General features: G+C 37.0%; 18 protein-coding genes. 2 read left to right on the top strand and 16 right to left on the bottom strand.

Features of this window, described 5'->3' with window-relative positions; genetic code table 11:
• Positions 1 to 173: 173 nt before the first annotated feature.
• From MHI39_RS04965 to MHI39_RS04925, 9 genes are all read right to left on the bottom strand, one after another.
• Complete coding sequence (locus tag MHI39_RS04965) at positions 174 to 1,349, bottom strand: amidohydrolase (protein WP_078109782.1); 1,176 nt, start codon at positions 1,347 to 1,349, stop codon at positions 174 to 176.
• Positions 1,346 to 2,581: a Zn-dependent hydrolase gene (locus MHI39_RS04960; protein ID WP_342540812.1), complete on the bottom strand. Its 1,236-nt coding sequence runs from the start codon at positions 2,579 to 2,581 to the stop codon at positions 1,346 to 1,348. Before MHI39_RS04960 ends, MHI39_RS04965 begins: the two co-directional genes overlap by 4 nt.
• Positions 2,582 to 2,597: 16 nt before the next feature.
• On the bottom strand, positions 2,598 to 3,797 hold the full coding sequence (locus MHI39_RS04955; RefSeq protein ID WP_342540811.1) for a hypothetical protein: 1,200 nt from the start codon (positions 3,795 to 3,797) through the stop codon (positions 2,598 to 2,600).
• Between the two features lie 211 nt (positions 3,798 to 4,008).
• On the bottom strand, positions 4,009 to 5,007 hold the full coding sequence (locus MHI39_RS04950) for an asparaginase (RefSeq protein WP_342540810.1): 999 nt from the start codon (positions 5,005 to 5,007) through the stop codon (positions 4,009 to 4,011).
• A gap of 290 nt (positions 5,008 to 5,297) precedes the next feature.
• The gene (locus MHI39_RS04945; RefSeq protein WP_158022176.1) at positions 5,298 to 5,786 is read right to left on the bottom strand and encodes a PTS glucose transporter subunit IIA; all 489 of its coding nucleotides are present in this window, start codon (positions 5,784 to 5,786) and stop codon (positions 5,298 to 5,300) included.
• Positions 5,787 to 6,151: 365 nt separating this feature from the next.
• Positions 6,152 to 7,507, bottom strand: a complete 1,356-nt coding sequence (locus MHI39_RS04940; RefSeq protein WP_342540809.1) for a 6-phospho-alpha-glucosidase — start codon at positions 7,505 to 7,507, stop codon at positions 6,152 to 6,154.
• Position 7,508: 1 nt separating this feature from the next.
• Positions 7,509 to 9,077: a PTS transporter subunit EIIC gene (locus MHI39_RS04935; RefSeq protein ID WP_342540808.1), complete on the bottom strand. Its 1,569-nt coding sequence runs from the start codon at positions 9,075 to 9,077 to the stop codon at positions 7,509 to 7,511.
• A gap of 140 nt (positions 9,078 to 9,217) precedes the next feature.
• The gene (locus tag MHI39_RS04930) at positions 9,218 to 10,018 is read right to left on the bottom strand and encodes a MurR/RpiR family transcriptional regulator (RefSeq protein ID WP_071975220.1); all 801 of its coding nucleotides are present in this window, start codon (positions 10,016 to 10,018) and stop codon (positions 9,218 to 9,220) included.
• 56 nt (positions 10,019 to 10,074) lie between these two features.
• A complete protein-coding gene (locus MHI39_RS04925) occupies positions 10,075 to 10,953 on the bottom strand; it encodes a LysR family transcriptional regulator (RefSeq protein ID WP_342540807.1) in 879 nt (292 codons plus the stop codon).
• A gap of 125 nt (positions 10,954 to 11,078) precedes the next feature.
• Between MHI39_RS04925 and hutG the strand changes: the two genes are divergently transcribed.
• Both hutG and gltS read left to right on the top strand, forming a co-directional pair.
• A complete protein-coding gene (hutG, locus tag MHI39_RS04920; protein ID WP_342540806.1) occupies positions 11,079 to 12,035 on the top strand; it encodes a formimidoylglutamase in 957 nt (318 codons plus the stop codon).
• A 21-nt stretch (positions 12,036 to 12,056) separates the two neighbouring features.
• On the top strand, positions 12,057 to 13,259 hold the full coding sequence (gltS, locus tag MHI39_RS04915; protein ID WP_342540805.1) for a sodium/glutamate symporter: 1,203 nt from the start codon (positions 12,057 to 12,059) through the stop codon (positions 13,257 to 13,259).
• A 223-nt stretch (positions 13,260 to 13,482) separates the two neighbouring features.
• Here gltS and prpB read toward each other — a convergent pair whose 3' ends face one another.
• The 7 genes from prpB to MHI39_RS04880 all read right to left on the bottom strand — a co-directional run bounded on the left by prpB (position 13,483) and on the right by MHI39_RS04880 (position 21,325).
• Entirely contained in the window at positions 13,483 to 14,388 is a 906-nt protein-coding gene (prpB, locus tag MHI39_RS04910) for a methylisocitrate lyase (RefSeq protein WP_342540804.1), read from the bottom strand.
• Positions 14,389 to 14,418: 30 nt separating this feature from the next.
• Positions 14,419 to 15,849, bottom strand: a complete 1,431-nt coding sequence (locus tag MHI39_RS04905) for a bifunctional 2-methylcitrate dehydratase/aconitate hydratase (protein WP_342540803.1) — start codon at positions 15,847 to 15,849, stop codon at positions 14,419 to 14,421.
• 25 nt (positions 15,850 to 15,874) lie between these two features.
• On the bottom strand, positions 15,875 to 17,380 hold the full coding sequence (locus MHI39_RS04900) for a tripartite tricarboxylate transporter permease (RefSeq protein WP_139254816.1): 1,506 nt from the start codon (positions 17,378 to 17,380) through the stop codon (positions 15,875 to 15,877).
• Between the two features lie 16 nt (positions 17,381 to 17,396).
• Positions 17,397 to 17,840, bottom strand: coding sequence for a tripartite tricarboxylate transporter TctB family protein (locus tag MHI39_RS04895; RefSeq protein WP_058004913.1), 444 nt, complete (start codon positions 17,838 to 17,840; stop codon positions 17,397 to 17,399).
• Positions 17,841 to 17,901: 61 nt separating this feature from the next.
• Positions 17,902 to 18,864, bottom strand: a complete 963-nt coding sequence (locus MHI39_RS04890; protein WP_236036665.1) for a tripartite tricarboxylate transporter substrate binding protein — start codon at positions 18,862 to 18,864, stop codon at positions 17,902 to 17,904.
• Positions 18,865 to 19,040: 176 nt separating this feature from the next.
• The gene (locus tag MHI39_RS04885) at positions 19,041 to 19,718 is read right to left on the bottom strand and encodes a response regulator (protein WP_078109796.1); all 678 of its coding nucleotides are present in this window, start codon (positions 19,716 to 19,718) and stop codon (positions 19,041 to 19,043) included.
• The gene (locus tag MHI39_RS04880; RefSeq protein WP_342540802.1) at positions 19,715 to 21,325 is read right to left on the bottom strand and encodes a sensor histidine kinase; all 1,611 of its coding nucleotides are present in this window, start codon (positions 21,323 to 21,325) and stop codon (positions 19,715 to 19,717) included. The genes MHI39_RS04885 and MHI39_RS04880 overlap by 4 nt, the downstream gene beginning before the upstream one ends.
• Positions 21,326 to 21,422: the final 97 nt, after the last annotated feature.

Genomic DNA, 21,422 nt, shown 5'->3' with positions numbered 1-21,422 from the left:
CATAAATCAACGGGACAGGGGGTCGGTTCCTTTGTCCCTTATTTCGGGACGGGGGATCCGGTCCCTTGTCCCTCCTTGTCCCTTTATTCAATTTCGGGGACGGGGGGTCCGGTCCCTTGTCCCCTCTCCATAAAAAAGTCCACTCATTTTTAGAATGAATGGACTTTATACTGTTACTCGTTTAAATAAACCCAGGCATATTGAGCATATAGCTCTGCCCCAATGGCTAATGCATCTTCATCAATATTGAATTTCCCATGATGATGAGCCCATTGGGTATCTTTTTCGGGATTCCCACTGCCAACTAAGGCAAAGCTACCTGGAACCTCATCTAGATAAAAGCTAAAATCCTCCCCACCCATTGTTGGTTTTTCGCTAAATAGAGATTCCTCGCCAAATGCCGTAGCAGCAACCTTTTGCACTAAATCGGCACTGTATTTATCATTAATCACGGCTTGTGTTCCTCGAGTGTATTCCACCCTTGCAGTTGCCCCATAAAGACTAGCTACATGATCTGCATAATGCTGGAGCTGTTTTTCAATATGATCCCTTGTTTGAGGGTCGAAACAACGAACTGTACCTTCGATTACTGCATTTTCTGCAATAACATTGAATCGAGTACCAACGACCATTTTTCCGATTGTAAGAACAGCAGGATGTTGCGCATCAATGGTTCTAGACACCACCGTTTGTACATTCATTACAAAGGAAGACGCGACAATTGCTGTATCAATACAATCATGCGGTATTGCACCATGTCCGCCCTTTCCTTTAAACGTTACTTTAAAAAGATCTGCGGATGCAAAAGAAGGTCCTGGTGTACAAGAAATTTTTCCAATCGGCATTTGTGACCATATATGAATCCCAAAAATATTATCCACCTTATCTACTGCCCCTTGCTTTACCATAGCCCTAGCACCTTCTGCCACCTCTTCAGCCGGTTGAAAGATCAATCTAACATTTCCAGGCAATTCATCCTTCATCTCTTGAAGTACTTTGGCTGCGATAAGGAGCATGGCTGTATGAGCATCATGACCACAAGCATGCATTTTTCCTTCTTCCTTTGATACGTATGATAGTTCTTTATTTAATTCTTCCACAGATAAGGCGTCCATATCTCCCCGTAAAGCAACCGTTTTTCCAGACCTTTTGCCTTCAATTGTAGCAATGACACCTGTTGGTTCTGTTCTGCGATGAGCAATGCCTAGTTGTTCAAGATACTGGCAAATAAATTCAGTGGTTTTCTCCTCTTGCCAAGATAACTCAGGCTCACTATGAAGTTTTCGACGAATATCTGTAAGCTCGTTACTGTATTTTTTTATCGCTTCTTTTATTTTTGTTTGGATCATTTTACTTCTACCTCCGTTAAATTCTTCGCTGCTTCGTATAGGATTTGAACTGCATTCGCTAAATCCCGTGAATCCGACCATTCTTCAGGACAATGGCTAAGTCCATTTTTACTTGGGACAAAAAGCATCCCGACTGCTGTAAAGTCTGAAAAGACCATCGCATCATGACCTGCACCACTATTCATAGAGTAATAAGGTATATCTAATTCACTACTCTTTTGTTTCAGTAAAGTAATTATCTCTGGATTCATTGATTTTGGCTGCATATATAAAAGCTGCTCAATAGACAACCGAATATTATTTTGGTTATGCGAATAAACTAGCTCCTTTACCTTTCGAATCATGTTCTGGACATGTTCTTCTTTCCCTGATCGAATATCTACAGAAAATACGGTTTTTTTCGGGATTACATTTGCTCCATTTGGAAACACCTCGACACTCCCTACCGTAATAACCGAGCCCTCTCCTTCCTCCGTTGCAATAGTAGGTAATTCTGCGATTATTTTTGCAGAAGTTACTAGTGCATCAGCGCGATGTTCCATCGGCGTAGTGCCTGCATGTCCAGCTTGACCATCAACCGTAATTTCTAACTGAGTAAGACCAACAATCGTTTCCACCACACCAATCGGAATCTTTTTTTCCTCCAGAATCGGCCCTTGCTCAATATGTAATTCTAAATAGGCCTTCATTGTTTTCGAGTCCCTTCTTTTAGGAAAAGAAGGATCAAGTCCGATTTTCTCCATCGCTTCTACAGTTGAAATCCCGTCTTTATCTTTTAAACGATAAAAATCCTGTTCACTTAATAACCCAACGATTCCTCGAGATCCCATCAATCCTCCACCAAATCTTGTTCCCTCTTCTTCCACTAAGGCAATGATTTCTAGGGGATATTTGGGAATCAACTGATTTTTTGAAAAAAGCTCAGCTACAACAAGGCCTGCTACCACTCCTGCCGGTCCATCATAATTACCACCATGGGGAACCGAATCAAAATGGGAACCAATGAGAACACTAGGTGCATCCTGCAAGGCCCCTTCCATCTTGCCAAAAATATTACCAAAGCCATCCTCATGAACTTTAAGCCCATATTCATACATTTTTTCTTTTATATACGTTCTAGCTCCCAAGTCTTCCTGACTATAGGTAAGTCGCGTCGTTCCCTTATTTGGGGTTGAGGTGTATTTACTTAATTCCTGTAGATGTTTTTCGATTTGTTCCTGAATATCTATCATTTCTATCTCCCCCATTCTATAAAAACTTCACAAATATTCCTGCTAAAATGACCGATACAATAGTGACCGTAATGAAACCTCCGACAAGCATTGGTGGTAACATCTGACTTGTTAGGATTTCTTTTTCCTTTTCATCAGTAGTTAGTGAATTAATGACTTCATTCGTGATAATGTAATCAGCAGGAAATCCATATAAGGCAGTTAAAGAAACTGCAAATGCCATTTCCTTGCTGACTTTTAAAAACTTACCCGCAATAAATGAAAATATATACATACCAACGACACCAATAACTATACATCCCACCAGTGGGTATAAAATTTGAAGCATCATACTTGGAGTTGCTTGTTTTAATCCATCAAAGATGAATAACATTAACGCAACGATGGCAAAACCAAAACCATTTGCTTTTTGCAGCACTTGTTTTTCCAAAAAACCAATGCTCTTTGCGATTACACCAAAAAGTAAGCAAAGAACAAAGGGACTAATTGAAATAATAGGTGCCAATAATGTAGAAACTTGATAAGCAAGGAAAGCAACAAAGGCTAGTCTGAAAAACTTAAAAAATTCCGTATTATATTTTTCTGGTAATCTTTTAAATAGCTTAAGTTCCTTCATTCTATGTTCTGCTGTAGCAGCTACCTCTGAGGAAGCTTCCTCCTTTACCTTCAATTGTCCACTTCGATATTGTTTCAAAAGACGCTTCCCTTCTTTTTTCAACATAATAGATGTAAGTGGATAACCAGCAAATCCCTGCATCACATAGATAACAATCGCAAAAACGGATAGAGAAGCAAGTCCCACTTCCTTTGCACCTTCTGACATGATTAGGGCAGATACAACCCCACCCACTAAAGGTGGAATAGCTACAACAACGGTCTTAAATCCAAATAGAAGGGATCCAACGATAAATAACAGAACAATAATTCCAATAATCCCTGAAAGAGCAATAACAATCGTTTTCCATTGATTCTTTAGTTCCTGAAGCGATAACAAGGTCCCCATGTTCGTAATTAATAAATACATCATCATTGTAGCTACCACCGGGGGCACTCCAGATATAGCTACAATATCTTGTGGAAAAAATGTCCAATATCCAATAAGAAAAAGGACCGCACAGATAAAAATAGAGGGTACCCATGCTTTCGTCCGAACAGCAACTAGGTCCCCAATAAACAAGATCAATAAAAGAATGACTAAAGCTAACATTTGCGACATAAGATTCACTTCTCTTCCTAGGATGTATTTACTCTCATTTGCGATACGCAATATATTGAATAAATAGAATAATAATATAATTATTCCACACAGTCAAACTTTTTTAAATAGTTTTATAATTAAGAAGGGACAGGGGGAGGGACAGGGGGTCGGTTCCGCTGTCCCGAATTTTGGGACAAGAGAACCGTCCCTCTGTCCCCCTCTGTCCCCTTTAAAGTGTGAATGTCTCTTTAATTGTTCCTACCTCTATGCCTGAATCATTTTTGACAATGGAGGGTTTTAACATTCTAAGTTTGTGAATTGTCTCTTTATTTTTATAGTCGATTTGTTCAAGAATGGATGCAACGATGTTTGGCCATACTTCTTCCGATCCATTGATTACCTTTAAAGCAAAGGCAATTCGTTCGTTTTTTAAACCAAAGCCATAAACACCTTGGGCACCACCTTTTGCTACTATATTAGGATCTTGTAATAGAATCGAACAAATAAAGTGTTCAGAGGCAATCATGTTATACTGATGATTCATCGTACGTGTTAATTTAACAACAGCAGCTTTTAATCCAGAATCATCAATCAAATCTGGACATGCGAATTTCAAATATGTTAGTGCCATGGAATGTAATGGAATCGCAAAGACAGGAACACCACAACCATCTATTCCAACTTTAATTTCTGAAATAGGAACTTCAGATAATGTCGATAAAATTTGTACGATATGCTGCTGAAGAGGATGATCCTGCTCCCAATAATTAGCAACTGGATATCCTAGTTCACGGCAAACAGCCACAAATCCTATATGCTTCCCTGAACAATTATGATAGAGTCTTCTTTTTGTCTTTCCCTCGCCAATCATTTTTTCTCTCGGTTCTATATTTAATGGATAGGAAGGCGGGCAGAATAAATCTTCTTCCACAACTGGCAATTTGTTTAATAACGATTCAAGAGCATTGATATGGTAAGATTCTCCACGATGTGATGCAGAGAATAAGGCTGCCTCTTCCTCTGTAATATTATATTTTTCTATAATATTTGTTAAAAATAGTGGTAAGGCTTGAATCGGTTTTGCTGCAGATCGAAAAAATACTTCTTGTTGTGAGTCTCCAACTTGATAGATCTGTTTTTTCATCTCATTTATGCCACAAATGATGCCGAAGTGTTTATTCTCAACCAATCCTGCTCTAGTTTCTTCTATTAATATGTCATACCCCATGTTCATTTCTCCTCTTTCACTAAAACATTATTAATATAGCTTGTGCTAGGATAGCAGCTCCAAGTCCACATTACTGGTAAACTACCATAATGTTTTTTGTAAAATTATTTTAATTTTAAAATCAAAAATTATTTAAAATAATTATAACTATGAAAAATTCCCCTTACAACTGTACTAATTTTTATTTAAAAAAAATTAATCATTGATTAATATGAGATTGTAATTTTGTTTGTATAAAAGAAAAATAGGTTGCTCCTTAATCGGAACAACCTACTCAACTTTTATTCTATTTATTTAAGAACCAATTCCCCTATTTGAGCTCCCGCATTAACATCATCGGAATCATACCTTTTGAGCTCAGAGATTTTCTCATCAAAGTTTGTAAAGACAAGAACTGTTGTCGTTTCTTTACCTTTTTCCTTGAGATACGCTAGATCAAATGTGCCTAAACTGTCATTCGTATGAATCTTATCTCCAGCTTTTACCGTGATCTCAAATCCTTCTCCATTTAATTCAACTGTATCTAAGCCGAGATGTAAAAGGATCTCTACTCCTTCTTTCGTTTCCATTCCAATAGCGTGTTTAGTCGGAAATACCTGTGTAACGGTCCCATCAATCGGTGCAAGGACCTTTCCGTTATTTGGAATAAATGCAAAGCCATCCCCCATCATTTTCTGAGAAAAAACTGGATCTGGTACATCCTCCAATGGAATTATTTTTGCATTGAGAGGGCTTGATATGATCACATTACTCTTTGTTTTATTTTTCTTAAAAAACAATTTTCTCACTCCCATTATTATTTTCTTGGTTATAGGAGGCTTTTTCTCATATAACTTGAAGCGAACTTCTGCTCTTTTCTATAACTTTTATTTTTTTGATAGTGTAGAACAATCAAAAAAGTCTTATTAGACTCCCCCGAATATACCTTTTTTTAGTGGTAGGAAGGCTATATATGTTAGAAAAAAGCCTTATCGGAAAGGGCTGTTTTCGTATAGTTTGTAGCTTTTTTCGCAGTAAAATGAAAGGTGTAGCGGTCTTCATCTGATCGCTACTCGTTAAAACTTCACTTAAATAGCAACAATACTTGAGAAAAGAGCCTAGGAGAAAAAGAAGTTCCATTAGAGGAACCTCTTTTGTATCACTCTTAAATCAAGACGCCTTCTTTATACTTTTTATTTAGTGTTGGCCAATAATCTTTATTGGCTTCAATTAAGTCATCCAACACCGCTTTAGCTACGCGTGCAGATGGGAATGTTTTATTTAGTGTAAATGCTTGTAACGCCTTTTCATAAGAACCTTCTGTAATTGCCTCAACCAAGATTTTTTCAGATGCTAACTGTTGTTCAATCATTGCCTGATGGAAATAAGGAATTTCTCCTACATATTCTGGAACAGGCCCTTTACTTGTAATTAAGCATGGAACCTCAACCATCGCATTAGCCGGTAAGTTTGGAATGGTTCCGTTATTTTCTACCATTACAAGATATCTCTTTGCTAAGTTTTTTGCAAGTGAAACGGTTACATCTACGATAAAGATTCCATGGACACCTACATGAAACTCATCAGCTAAAACTCCAGTTTCTTCATAATTCTTAACTGTTTCAAACAATGATTTCTCGCGGCCATCCATCACTTCATTTGCTCGTGTATATTCCTTATTCGAAGTTTCGACGATATAATCTGGGAAGAAATAATATTGTAAATATGGATTTGGAATATAGTCTGGGAAGTAATCCATTATTAATTTAATATTTTTAAAGGTTTTAATCCATGATGAATCTGCATGACGATAATCAATTTTCGAAACATCCTCTGTCAATAATCCATATTGATAGATATGCTCCCGTAATTCTGGAAGACGATCTACTCCGTCTACTTTCACTTTCGTAAACCATCCAAAATGATTTAATCCGAAATAATCCACCTCTAGCTCTTCTCTCTCGACACCAAGAATGGCACTCATATTGCGCATTGTAGCAACTGGCATATCGCAAATATTGATGACTCTAGCATGGGGTCTTAATTTACGAACACCTTCTGCAACGATGGAAGCTGGGTTAGAGTAATTCACAATCCAACAGGAAGGCTTAGCATATTTTTCAACAAAATCAATTAATTCAACCATTGGGAAAATCGTTCTTAATCCATAGGCTAATCCACCAGGTCCACATGTTTCTTGACCGACAACATTGTGGGAAAGGGGAATCTTTTCATCAAGCTCTCTCATTGCATATTTCCCCACCCTCATTTGGGCAAAAACAAAATCTACATCATCGAAGGCAATTTGTGGGTCTGTTGTTTCCACTATGTTGATACGATCAGTATATTCAGAAATGACTGCTTTGGCAGCAATTACTACCTTTGATTGACGCTCCCCATCAATATCGTAAAATCTTAATTCAGATAACGGCAAATCTTCTAATCTATCCATTAAACTTCTTACAATTCCAGGAGTATACGTACTACCGCCACCAGCTATCGCTAATTTATATGTTTTCATCTTATATTCCTCCTAAGCTACTATCTACTTGATCCCGAACAGATTTAACATTTAATCCGTAAACAACCTGAACATTATTACCAGACTTGATCACACCTTTTGAGCCTGTTTGTTTCAATAGGTTTTCGTCCACAATATCTGGATTTTTCAATACAAGCCTTAATCTTGTATAACAATTATCAACGTTCTCAATATTTTCACTTCCACCCAAAGCAGTAATAATTGTCTGCCCAACTGGAGAGGAAGCCTTCTCTTTTTCCGTCGTCTTATTAGTTGATTGAACTGGAATCTGCTCTACTGCAAGGTCTGTATCATCTTCACGCCCCGGTGTTTTTAAATTCAATTTTAAAATTAAGAAGCGAAATATAATGAAGTAAAGTGCAAACATAAACAATCCGACTAATATAAACATCGGCCAATTGGATTTTGTTGTTCCTAATGGCAGGTTATAAAGTAAGAAATCAATAAAACCATTTGCCCCAATTGCATGGACACCTAACAGACTTAACAGCATCATACCTGTACCAGCTAAAACTGCATGAACAACGAATAGTACAGGAGCAACAAACATGAACGCAAATTCGATTGGTTCCGTTACACCCAATAAGAAGGAAGTAACCGCTGCAGGTAATAAAACCGCTTTCGCCATTGATTTTTTTCCCTTTTTTGCAGTCACGTACATCGCTACTGCAGCACCCATTAGTCCAAACATTTTACTTAATCCACGGGCATCCCAGTTTACAGTGCTGCTTAACACTGGAATACTTTTATCTGCCATTTCAGCAAAGTAAATATTTCTTGCCCCATAGACGATATCTTTGCCTATCTGTTCTGTTCCACCTAATTCTGTATATAAAAATGGTGTATATACAAGATGATGCAGACCAGTAGGGATTAAAATTCGTTCTAAGAAGCCATATACTAAGAAGCCAAAAGACCCTAAACTTTTAATACCAATGGCTAATGCTGTAATTCCATTTTGAACAAATGGCCAAAATTCAGCGGCCAATACGCCTAAAATCATCGCACTTGGAATGGCCAGAATAGCGACAAAGCGATGACCAGAATAAATTTGCATAACGCCTTTAAATTTTGTATCACAATATTTATTGTGTAAAATTCCTACCAAAGCCCCGATTAAAATACCAGAAAATACACCCATTTCAAGCACTTGAACATTCAATACCATGGCTTGCCCAGAAGATTGCATAGACTCAGTTGGTACTAGACGATTTGCTAATTTCAGTACTTGATGCATGGCATTGATGAAAATAACGAAAGAAACTAAGCCAGTTAAAGCCGCATACCCTTTATCCTTTTTCGCCAATCCAATGGGGATCCCAACGGCGAAAACTAAGGCTAGGTTTTGAAGAATCGAAACGGCCGATCCTGAAATAAACTGTCCAATATTCTGTATAAATGGATGTTTTAAAAAGGGAATATATTCTGCTAAGTTCCCATTTCCAAATACATTACCAAAGGCTATAAACAGCCCTATAATCGGTAAAAGTAATATAGGTGCAAATAATGATTTTCCAAAAAGTTGAAGACCATTCAAGACCCTTTTCATTCGCAACCTTCCTTTCAACAAGTAAACGCTATCAATTACATTCACAGTATAATGCCGTTTTCCTACTCACGAAAGGGAAAACGGCGATTCTGTACAATGTGAACAAATATCGTAACATGTTACATCTCATTAATAGCTATTTAAAATTCAGTGATAATCCCTTGTTTAATCGCTAAAGTTAGAATGATATCAATAAGCATAAACATGTTTGATTCATAGGAAGTCACTTGAAATTCTTGTTGTGACTCGATCGTTGGGTCTAATACTTGAAAAACAATATCAGCAAGTTGAGCTGTTGTACTTTTATTATTTCCAGTAAATAGGACCGTCTTCAATCCATTATCCTTTGCGATTTTTACTTTTTCTATTACTTTATTTGTTTCACCAGACCGCGAAAAGACAATTAATAAATTGTATTTTTGAATATTATTAAAAAATAATGCCCTGCTATCACTAGTAGAGGCATTCGAAACATAATAACCAAATAACTCTAGCTTCTTCGCTAAATAATCGGAAAATATTGTAGAAAACCCTGCCCCATAGAAATAAATCTTTCTATGCTTTTCGATTTCATGTAAAAACGCTTGAATATGAGTTTCATCAATCGAATGAAAGGTTAAATGATAATGTTGAATAAACTCTGATACTTTATCCTCCAACGGTTGATGAATACCCACAACAGATTCCGACATATGTTCAGGTAAATTAGAAACCTTTAATCCTAAATGATAAATAAATTCACTATACCCGCTGAATCCAAGCTTTTTACAAAGCCTAATAATCGAAGTCGTCGAAACAAACAACTCATCCGCCGCCTTCCGAATACTTAACGGACCACCAACAAACCTCTTCTCAATAAGAAAAGCAAGAATATCCCTCTCCGATTGATTTAACTCCTTATCATTCACATAATCTAAAAAAATCTTTTCTGAACGCTCCATATGTTCTCCTCTCTTTGGGACAAAGGGTCGGTTCTGTTGTCCCACCAATTATTGCTTTAAAAAAATCTCTCCACCCTTCCCATTAATTCATGCACTGCTGGAGAAAGATGCCTATCTTTTAAATATGCAAGGTAAACCGTCCGTTTTAAAAAATCCGAGTGTATCGTATGAGTAGCAATCTTAGATGTATGGATATGCTTGATATAGCTTTCCGGCAAAAATGTGATTCCTAAACCTTGTTCAATTAAGCTACAAGCTGTTTCGAAACGCTCGATTTCATACATTACCTTAGGGGTCACCTGTTCATTTGCAAATGCTTGTAATACATTTTCTCTCGTTTGAAATCCAGCAGAGCAGATAATGAAATCTCGGTTTGCTAAGTCTGGAATGGTAATCCGTTCCTTTGTATTCAACTCATCCTCTTCATGTGTTAAGAGAATGAACCTCTCATCATAGATGGGATTAAGTTGAATTTCCTCATGACTGAGAGGCTGATTCGTTACGGCAAAATGAATGTCATAGTCGATTAGGGATTGAATAACCTGTTTCTCCCCTAATATTTCCTTTAGTTTAAATTCTATTTTAGGAAAGCTTTTTTTAAACTTTTTAATCACTTTAGGAAACCAAAACATTGATGATTCAATTAATCCAATACTAATTTTCCCATTACCAATTTGCTTCACTTCTTCAAGCTCTTTATGTGTATTTTCTAGCGATCTTATTAGCTCTTCAGCCCTAAAAAAATAAATTTGCCCGGCATCCGTTAATGAAAGACCTCGAGTATTCCGTTCTAATAGCTTGATCCCAACCTCTTTCTCTAATTTCATTATTGCATTACTTAAAGATGGCTGTGATATATGTAAAAGTTTCGCAGCCTTTGAGAAGCTTTGTTCCTTAACAACTGTTATGAAATACCTTAATTGACGGATCTCCATGTTCTCCTCCCCCACTTATAGATTCAAACTATAAATCTATTATTATTATGTATTAGTAATTATAAATGAAAGCGGTTATAATTGGTATATAGATATAATTCTGAATTTTAACAGGAGTGAGACATATGTATATTCAGCCTTCTTCCGATCACTGGAATGGTAGAGTCGATAGTCACACTGATCCACTTAGTTTCCGTCTACACCAACAGGTTAAACTAGATACACCTTCCTCCCTTTCCACCGCTTCAAAAGGACAGAAAATCTTTGGATTGATTGGCTTTAGTTGTGATGAAGGAGTTAGACGTAATCAAGGACGCTTAGGCGCTGCCAAAGCTCCTAATCTACTTAAACAAGCTCTTGCAAAGTTGCCTTGGCATCTTTCCAATTCAACAACTGTAGTTGATGTAGGGACGATTCAATGCGAAGAGGAACAACTTGAAAAGGCGCAAAGTGAACTAGGACAAGCAGCCACCGTCCTCTATCGTAAAGGTATTACCCCAATTATCCTTGGTGGCGGCCATGAAACCTTCTATGGACATTATTTAGGTGCAAGAAACTATCTCGGCCCCGATGAAACATTAGGAATCATTAATATTGATGCCCACTTTGATATGAGGCCATATGACGAGACAACCTCCTCTGGTACAATGTTTAAGCAAATTTTAGATGCTGATTCAAAATCCAGCTACCTGTGTGTGGGCATTCAACAGCAAGGAAACACAAAAGCACTTTTTGAAACAGCCAAAAAGTATCATGTACAACATATCTCTGAAGAAGAGGTAACATCCGAACTGGCTCTCTCTTTAGGAAGAATTGATGATTTTATCAATCAACATGACAAAATCATCCTAACTTTATGTACGGATGTAATTAGTGCAGCCTATGCTCCAGGAGTTAGTGCACCATCCCCGTTTGGACTGCATCCCAAAACGGTAAGAGATTTAATTAGACATATTGTTGCGAAAGAAAAGGTTCTTTCCTTCGATGTTTCAGAAGTAAACCCTGTTGTTGATGAGAATAATAAAACTGTGACATTAGCGGCACAATTAATCAATGAATCTCTCATTCACTTTCACGAATAACATTAAAATTGGAGGGATAGTATGAACTTGGAATTAAATCAAATTACCACTATCTTTCTAGCTGTAGCTTTACTAATGCTAGGAGGACTACTAATAAAAAAGATAAACTTCTTAAAAAAGTTCTGTATACCAGCCCCTGTTGTAGGTGGACTCTTATTTGCCATTCTCGTTACGGTTTTAAGACAAACAGGACTAATGAAAATCACCTTAGATACTTCTTTACAAAGCCTATTCATGTTGACATTCTTTACCACAGTCGGTTTAGGTGCAAGCTTTAAGCTAGTGAAACTTGGGGGTAAGCTACTGGTTATTTACTGGTTAGCTTGTGGCGTCTTAGCTTTGTGCCAAAATCTTATTGGTATATCATTGGCAAAGGTTCTTGGAATTGAACCGTTATTAGGAATAATGATTGGTGCAGTATCCATGGAAGGAGGTCATGGTGCAGCAACAGCATTCGGTGGAACTATCGAGGGACTAGGGGTCAATTCTGCCTTATCTGTAGGACTTGCAGCTGCAACATTCGGTCTTATTGCTGGAGGATTAGTAGGTGGGCCAACCGTAAAATATTTAATCTCAAAATATAATCTTAAACCAACTGAGGTTGATGCTAATGATGAAGTAGCAGCAGCAATGGATGCTAATTCTGAATCAAATGGGATTCACTCGAAGAAATTTATTGCCCAAATTCTCATCATTACGTTCTGTATGACGGCAGGTTCTTATCTAGGGGAATTATTCTCCAATGCAACAGGCTTCGTATTACCAAACTATGTGGGTGCAATGTTTGTCGCTGTGATTGTTCGGAACATTATCGATAAAGTAAACAATGAAGTAATTGATATGACCAGTATCAATCTAATTGGTGATGTAACATTAGGAATCTTCCTTTCCATGGCGCTAATGAGCATTCAATTATGGGAATTAACAGGACTTGCCTTACCAATGGTCATCATCGTTTTTGTCCAAGTTATTTTCATTGTCCTTTTAGGTATCTTTGTTCTATTTAAATTACTTGGAAAAAACTACGATGCCGCTGTAATGGTTGGTGGCTTTACTGGACACGGACTAGGTGCAACCCCTAATGCTATGGCCAATATGTCCGCCATTACTGAACAATTCGGTCCATCACGTAAAGCATTTCTAGTTGTTCCAATTGTTGGGGCGTTCTTAATTGATGTATTTGCCATGCCGATTATCATAACAAGTATTAATTTATTTAAATAAGGCTCTTTTCTCAAACATTGTCGCTATTTAGGTAACGTTTTAACTAAGTAAAATTGGGTTAAAGACCGTCAAACCCATTCCACTGTGAAAAGAGCTGCTGCAAAACTTCATCAGATCCGCTGGTGTAATAGTCGGCAGTAAGGTTTACACAAAAGCAGAAAATAGTCTTAAATTAAGAAAGTGTGGGAGACTTATCCCACACTTTCTTTATCCTTCCATCTGATTAATCATCAGAGAGGATTGTTTGAGCAATTTTTTCATCTAGCTTTTCAAATTCAAAATATTGTATCGTATCATAAAGATCTTTCCTTGTTTGCATGGCATATACAGAATTCTTTTGTGTCCCATCCTTCAATATATTAGTAAATACCTGTTCAATCGCCTTGGACGCTACCCTTAGTGATGTTACGGGATAGATCACCATACTGTATCCAAAGTCTTCAAATTCCGTTGCTGTATAGTAGGGAGTTTTACCAAACTCAGTCATATTCGCTAATAAAGGAATTTGAAGTGAATGTTTAACTTTTTTAAACTCTTCTTCCGTTGCCAATGCTTCTGGAAAAATTGCATCAGCACCTGCTTCAATATAAGCATTTGCCCTTTCAGTTAAACGATTAATCCCTTCAACTGAAGCTGCATCACTTCTTGCGATAATAACTAGAGAGGGAGCTACTTCTTTAATAATTTTAATTTTTTGAACCATTTCCTCGATGCTTACTAATTCCTTTCCATTCAGATGACCACATTTCTTTGGTAATTCTTGATCCTCAATTTGAATGGCAGCCACTCTGGATTCAACCATTTCTCTTGCGGTTCTCGCCGTATTTAAAATCCCCCCAAACCCTGTATCAATATCAACAAGTAGTGGTAAGTTTGAGGCACGAATAATATCTTTCGCACGAGCAGCCAATTCCTCAGAATGAATCATTCCTAAATCAGGCAAACCTCTGCTGGCAGTATAAGCTGCTCCCGATAAATAAAGCACCTTAAATCCTATTTTCTTAGCAATTAGTGAACTTAGTCCATCATATGCACCAGGAATTTGTAAAATAGAAGGTTCTAGCATTTGTTTACGAAATCGGTCTGAAAGCTCCTGCTGACTTAATTCTTGATCTATTAACCATGACATCAATAATCCCTTCTTTCAATGTGTAACAAATTAGATCAATAGCTTGCTTATAAATTCATCTACCTGATAATCAATTAACACCGATGAATCCATACAGATGCTCATAATCTCTTGAACTTGTTTTATGGGAAAGCAGGTTTCCAAGTTATCCTGAAATTTCTTAATTAGTAAGGGAACTCCCTCATCCCTTCTAAACGGATGTCCAATTGGATATTGACATTCAATTTTTTCACTAACTGATCCATCCTTAAAATAAATTTGCACAGCATTAGCAATCGAACGAAGATTTGGATCTAAGTAATCAATACTATATTGTTTATTTTCGACGATCTCCATTTTTTCACGTAGTTGATCAATCCGTTGGTCCTGTGCTGTTTCATCTTCATAGTGATCAGCATTTATCGTTCCATATATTAGTCCTATTGCCGTAATATATTGAAGACAATGATCTCTGTCAGCAGGATTATGTAGCGGTCCCTTCTTATCTAAAATACGAACCGCCGATTCTTGAGTATCAATGACAATTTTATTTACCTCATCCAGTCGATCTCTCACAATCGGATGCAATCGAATCGCACATTCAGCAGCCGTTTGCGCGTGAAATTCTGCCGGATAGGAAATTTTAAATAAAATATTCTCCATAACATAAGAATCAAGTGTTCGGCTAAGGGTTATCTCTTTTCCATCAAATAACACATCCTGAAATCCCCAATGAGGGGCAGAGAGTGCTGACGAATAACCCATTTCTCCCTTTAATGCCATAAAAGCTAATCGAACACCTCTACTTGTCGCATCACCTGCGGCCCAGGATTTCCGAGATCCCGTATTTGGAAAATGCCGGTATGTTCGCAAACTAGAATTATCAAGCCAAGCATTCGAAACTGCATTCATGATTTCTTCTTTTGTACCACCAAGCATACCAGTAACCACTGCGGTAGTAGCAATTTTAACAAATAACACATGATCCAGCCCCTGGCGATTTAAACTATTAGTCAGTGCTAGCACGCCTTGTATTTCATGGGCTTTAACCATCGCTACAAGAATATCCCTCATCTTCAAAGCCCGTTTCCGAGTTCTGCTAAGGTAATCAGCTACCGCTAGTATCCCCCCAAGATTATCAGAAGGGTGTCCCCACTCAGCAGCTAACCATGTATCATTATAGTCTAGCCATCGAATCATACACCCGATATTAAACGCAGCATGGACAGGATCTAATTCAAATGAAGTGCCAGGTACACGACTTCCATTAGGAACTATGGTTCCAGGTACTATTGGCCCCAGATGCTTTGTACATTCCGGATACCTTAAAGCCAAAAAACCACAGCCTAAGCTATCGATTAAAACATATCGAGCAGTCTCCAAAGCAACGTCACTTGTAATCTCTTTATCTAAAACATAATTAGCGATCGTCTCAAAAACTGAATCAACGGTTTTAGCTTTTACAGAGTTTAATTCCTTCATATTCAATTACCCCTTCCTATTATGATTAGGCACTCTGCTGTGATGACTGATTATCTTCTTTTTTCCTTTTCCATGTTTTTAAAATCGGTAATAGAAATGCTAAAAGTGCAATGATTAAAAGTACACAGGAAATTGGATTAGTAAAGAAGATTGCTAGACTTCCATTTGAAATCGTTAAGGATTGGCGGAAAGATTGTTCCATCATTCCCCCTAAAATAAATGCTAATAGGAGTGGTGCGGCAGGAAAATGAAATAATCTCATCACATAACCAATGATTCCAAATAGTAGAAGTAAAAACATATCAAAGGTATTAAAACTCACTCCGTAGACACCAATTAAGCAAAACACAATCACTAAAGGAATGAGCATTGGACGAGGAACCTTTAAAATCTTTGATATATATGGGATTAAAGGTAGATTCAATATTAATAGAAAAATATTCCCGATATACATACTTATAATAACTCCCCAAAAAATATCGGGATGATCTCCAATTAATAATGGACCTGGTTGCACCCCTAACACCATTAATGCACCTAGCATCACAGCCGTTGTCCCTGAACCAGGTATCCCTAAACTTAGTAATGGGACAAAAGCACCGCCAGATGCAGCATTATTAGCAGACTCAGGTGCTGCGATTCCTTTTATTGCACCTTTCCCAAATTGTTCTGGGTTCTTACTCATCTTTTTTTCGGAAACATATGCAAGCAGTGAGGCGATCGTTCCCCCTGCACCTGGTAATACGCCAATGAGGAATCCTAAAAAGGATTGTTTCCCGGCTGTTGTAGACATTTCACGAAATTCTTGTTTGGATAATCGTAAACTACCAATTTTATTCGTGTCTGCCCCTTTTTCCTTTCGATTAATAATCAATGAGCATACTTCTGCTAATGCAAATAAACCAAGAGCAATGACGAGGAAATCAATTCCTTCTAATAAATGTGCACTCCCAAATGTAAATCTTGGTGTCCCAGTCTGTGAATCAATTCCTATCGTTGCAATCATGAAGCCAATTGTGGCAGAAATTAGTGCTTTTATTGTTGATCCGTCGGACAAACTAGATACAGCTGTTAAACCCATTAGCATAAGAGCAAAATAGGCAGGTGGTCCAAACGAAATAGCGACATTTGCTAGAGTAGGTGCCAAAAGAGTAAGTAAAATAACACTGATCGTACCACCTATAAAAGATGAAATGGCTGCGACTGCTAATGCCTTCCCAGCTTTCCCCTGCTTCGCCATTGGATAACCATCAAAGCTTGTTGCCACTGCCTCAGATGTACCAGGTGCATTTAATAGGATTGACGAAGCTGCTCCCCCATACGCAGCACCATAATAAACACCAGCCATCAATAACAGTGCTAAAGCTGGCACCATCCCATAAGTAATTGGAATCATGACCGCAATAGCCGTTATCGGTCCCAAACCAGGTATCATTCCAATAACTGTCCCAACGATAACACCAATTAATACGAATAGAATTCCTTGAAAACTAAAGACCACTTCAATTCCTGCTAATATTCCATCAAACATCATTCATACTCCTTTCTTAAAAAGGCAATATACCGCTTGGTAATTGAATTTGTAAAAATGATACAAATAAGAAATAGATTGCTACTGGTAAAACAATGGATACTAAGCTGTTGGATAAAAACTTTTTATAACCGAGATACCAAGAGCTAAAGAAGATAAAGAGTGCTGTCACAATAATAAATCCTAGCAATTCAAGGAAAAGAATATAAAAAAGGATAAATCCTAATACGATTAAAATCGGAATCAAATCATTCATTGGAATTTTTACTTTTTCACCTGTATCCTTAATAAAAAATAAGGCGATGGACAGTAGTAATAAAATAAATCCTAAGGCAATCGGAATGACATCCGAATCAATCGGAACATAGGCATATGAAGGTAATCGAAAACTAAGAATTAGATAAATGATCGATACCACCATTAAAACTAGTGATACCTTTTTATTTTTTGTATTTAACATTCTAAACACACCACCTATGATAGAATGAGCCGATGCGGGAAACATCGACCCAATAATATTTTTACTTTGCTAGACCAAGTTCATCTAATAATGCCTTCATGCTTTTATTTTCTTCTTCCAAAAACTTTTGGTATTCCTCGCTATCCATAAATTCTTCATCCCAGCCATATTTTTCTCTAATATCAGCCCATGCTGGGGAATCACTTAACTCTTTTAATTTTCCCTCATAATAGTTCAAAGCAGCTTTGTCCATATTAGGCGGTCCAAAAAATCCTCTCCAATTAATGAAAGTCGCATCAATTCCTTGCTCCTTCGCTGTTGGAAATTCTGAAATAATGTCCCCTTTCAGCCTTTCCTCTGATGTTATTCCCAAAACCTTAATCTTCCCAGCTTTCACCTGTTCGGCCGTCTCAGCAACTCCTGTTGAGAAAACATCGGCATTTCCATTTAGTAGAGAAGTTAAGGCTCCCCCATCTTGATCAGAAACATATTTAATTTTGGTAATATCTACACCTGCTGCCTTTGCAATTTTTACAAATTGGATATGGTCCATGCTTCCAGGTGAAGAACCACCAATAACTGTTACACTCGAAGGATCCTTTTTCATATCCTCAAATAAATCATTCAGACTATTCCATTTTGAATCCGCCTTGACAGCGAACGCTGCATAATCAGCAATTAAGTTTGCAATAGGAGTAAAATCTTTATAATCAAATTCTGATTGACCATTTAATGGAACAAGTAGCATCGGTGGCGAAGTAACAAAGAGATTATTAGAACTTCCCTTTTTAGAATGAATATAGGCCCATCCTACAGCTCCTCCTCCACCAGTCTTATTTACCACCCCCATTTTTTGATCAATTATTTTCTCCTCGCCTAGAACCTTGGCTGCCATTCTTGCTGTGGTATCCCAACCACCACCAGCCCCACTAGGAGCAACAATTTCAATCGTTTTATCTGGCTTCCAATCCTTTCCTCCCTTTGAAGATGAAGTGTTACTAGAACAAGCAGAGGTAATAACCAAGAAAAGTGCAAATACAACTAAAAAGAAAAAACGTTTCTTCAATTTCCCTTCTCCCCCTTTCAAAGCTTAAAAAAATCATAGTAAAGAAAAACCTTTTTGTAACCGTTTACAAAATAAGTTAATAATAAAAAAATTGTGAACATTTTGTTCATAATGTTCACAATAAAATACATAAATTATTTATTTACTAATCGATATTTCCTTTCTGGTCTGCCTACGATTCCATATTCTAGCTCTGCACTTCCCTCCCCAATTGAAGTCAAATATTCTAAATATCTTCGAGCGGTTGGCCTTGAGGCTCCCATTTTTTCACCCATTTCTTCCGCTGATACACCATTAGGGAAAATCTTTAAAATCCCTTTCACCTTTTGTAATGTTAGTGGATCAATTCCTTTCGGAAGATCCCTATTGGAATCATTCGAATCATTTTTAAAACCAAAATATTTATCTATTAGTTCTTGATTTAATTCGTTTGAGCTAAATAATTGATGTTTTCTTTTATAGTTTTCGATGGACTGCCTAAATCTTTCCATCGTCACAGGCTTAATAATATAATCCAATACACCTTGTCGAATAGCAGCTTCTACATAATTTTTTTCAAAAGCTGCCGAAATAATAATCACGTCGATATGTTCATAGTTGTTTCGTATTTCATTTAAGATCTCTGTCCCTAATTGATCGGGCATAAAAATATCTAATATAATTAAATCCACTCGATTATTTTTAAGAAATGCGAGGGTTTGTTCTCCGTTTAATGCCTTTCCAATCACACAAACATCCTCTATTTTCTTTAGGAATTGTTCATGAATAGCCGCTACTCTAAAATCGTCCTCTGAAATGATAACATTAATCACAAAGAATCCTCCTTTTCGCATTTAATCCATTTTGGAATAAAAATGGAGAATATCGTTCCTCCCTCTTTTTTTGCTTGTATTTCAATCGTTCCATTTAGCTCTTCTATAATTTCTTTTACAATACTTAATCCGTATCCCCGATTTTTTCCTTTTTTTGTTGTATATCCTCTATGAAAAATATGCTTAATATCCTCTACTCTAATTCCATTTCCGGTATCATCAATTTCGAACACAATATCATTTCCAACATCAGTAGTAAAAAAAGTGATTTCTTTTTTCGTACTCGTTGAAACCGCCTCAAAGGCATTGTCAATGATGTTTCCAAGAACAGAAATTAATTGAGCGAGACCAATTTGTTTCGGCAATGGTTGTAAAGAACTGGACGAATCAATCGTAAACTTTACTTTTTTTTCCGAGGCTTTCCCAATCTTACCAATAAGAATTGCTTGAACTTTTGAATCAACAATCTGTTGGAAAAGAATTTGATTTTGATTTCTATGTACTGCAGCCTCGTTTTGGATAAAAGATAATGCTTCATCGTATTGATGTAATTGGAGCATTCCTGATAAAACATAAAGTTTATTCGCAAATTCATGAGTTTGTGCCCGTAAATCCTCTGAATACTTCTTTACCTCTGATAGAGTATCTAACATCGCCTTAATTTCAGTTTTGTCCCGAAAACTAGCAACCACACCGACAATTCGCTCTTTATCCCGAATTGGGATCCGATTAACAATCACATGTTTTTCATTTAAAAGCATTTCTTTGTCATTTTCATGAATCCCAGTTTCCAGTACTCTATGCATTTTTGTATTTGGAATGATGGTTTCAATCGGAGTATGCAATGAATCTTTTTTGACTCCTAATATTTTTCGAGCAGAATCATTCATCATTGTAATATCGCCATTTGCATCTACAGCAATAATTCCTTCTTTGATAGATTGTAAGATAGCACTTCTTTCTCGATATAAGGAAGCAATTTCATGCGGTTCCAAGCCAAGAGTATCCCTTCGAATGTTTCGAGCTAATAGGACACCACCTACACTGCCTAAAAATAATACAAATAGAGATATAAGTATAATTTTTAATAGTCGATTACTTATTACCTCTCTCACTTCTCTTTTCATAAAACCAACCGAGACAATTCCAATAATTTCACCCTTTTCATCAACGATAGGAGCTTTCCCCCTAATGGAAGGCCCTAAAGAACCTACTGCTTCTGAAATATAATTCATTCCTTTTTTTAAGGCACGGTCATTATCTCCACCGACCATTTTTTTTCCGATTTTATTTTCGTCTGGATGGGAATACCGAATACTATCCTTATTACCAATAACAATAAACTCTGCCCCAACTTCATCAGAAATTTTTTTGGTAATGGGCTGAATGACTGTTGAAGGATGTTCAAGATTAAATGCTTCCTTCACGGTAGGCATTAACGAAACAGTGATCGCTACCTGCTTCGCCAACTGACCTATATGTTGCTCGGTACTTTTTGATTCAATGTATCCGTAAAACACTGTCAAAATCAAAATAACAAATAATAATAAGGCCGTAATTAAAACAACTACTTTTGTTTGAAGTGATACCGAAAAATATTTTTTCATCCCATCCCTCCCTTTTTTACTTACCAATTCTACTCTATTGTAAATCGGAAGCAGATGAGATTCTATATATTAGACTAATAATTCTAAACATTCAATT

Source organism: Heyndrickxia sp. FSL K6-6286, from assembly GCF_038630395.1.
Taxonomy (GTDB): Bacteria; Bacillota; Bacilli; order Bacillales; family Bacillaceae_C; genus Heyndrickxia; species Heyndrickxia oleronia.
The sequence above is the reverse complement of the archived record's forward strand: the minus strand, read 5'-3'. Positions and strand labels throughout refer to the sequence as shown.

Bases quoted from the DNA above. Each gene is read 5' to 3' on its own strand.
- MHI39_RS04965 (WP_078109782.1), bottom strand. From the start codon at position 1,349: ATGATCCAAACAAAAATAAAAGAAGCGATAAAAAAATACAGTAACGAG.
- MHI39_RS04960 (WP_342540812.1), bottom strand. From the start codon at position 2,581: ATGATAGATATTCAGGAACAAATCGAAAAACATCTACAGGAATTAAGT.
- MHI39_RS04955 (WP_342540811.1), bottom strand. From the start codon at position 3,797: ATGTCGCAAATGTTAGCTTTAGTCATTCTTTTATTGATCTTGTTTATT.
- MHI39_RS04950 (WP_342540810.1), bottom strand. From the start codon at position 5,007: ATGGGGTATGACATATTAATAGAAGAAACTAGAGCAGGATTGGTTGAG.
- MHI39_RS04940 (WP_342540809.1), bottom strand. From the start codon at position 7,507: ATGAAAACATATAAATTAGCGATAGCTGGTGGCGGTAGTACGTATACT.
- MHI39_RS04935 (WP_342540808.1), bottom strand. From the start codon at position 9,077: ATGAAAAGGGTCTTGAATGGTCTTCAACTTTTTGGAAAATCATTATTT.
- MHI39_RS04930 (WP_071975220.1), bottom strand. From the start codon at position 10,018: ATGGAGCGTTCAGAAAAGATTTTTTTAGATTATGTGAATGATAAGGAG.
- MHI39_RS04925 (WP_342540807.1), bottom strand. From the start codon at position 10,953: ATGGAGATCCGTCAATTAAGGTATTTCATAACAGTTGTTAAGGAACAA.
- hutG (WP_342540806.1), top strand. From the start codon at position 11,079: ATGTATATTCAGCCTTCTTCCGATCACTGGAATGGTAGAGTCGATAGT.
- gltS (WP_342540805.1), top strand. From the start codon at position 12,057: ATGAACTTGGAATTAAATCAAATTACCACTATCTTTCTAGCTGTAGCT.
- prpB (WP_342540804.1), bottom strand. From the start codon at position 14,388: ATGTCATGGTTAATAGATCAAGAATTAAGTCAGCAGGAGCTTTCAGAC.
- MHI39_RS04905 (WP_342540803.1), bottom strand. From the start codon at position 15,849: ATGAAGGAATTAAACTCTGTAAAAGCTAAAACCGTTGATTCAGTTTTT.
- MHI39_RS04900 (WP_139254816.1), bottom strand. From the start codon at position 17,380: ATGTTTGATGGAATATTAGCAGGAATTGAAGTGGTCTTTAGTTTTCAA.
- MHI39_RS04895 (WP_058004913.1), bottom strand. From the start codon at position 17,840: ATGTTAAATACAAAAAATAAAAAGGTATCACTAGTTTTAATGGTGGTA.
- MHI39_RS04880 (WP_342540802.1), bottom strand. From the start codon at position 21,325: ATGAAAAAATATTTTTCGGTATCACTTCAAACAAAAGTAGTTGTTTTA.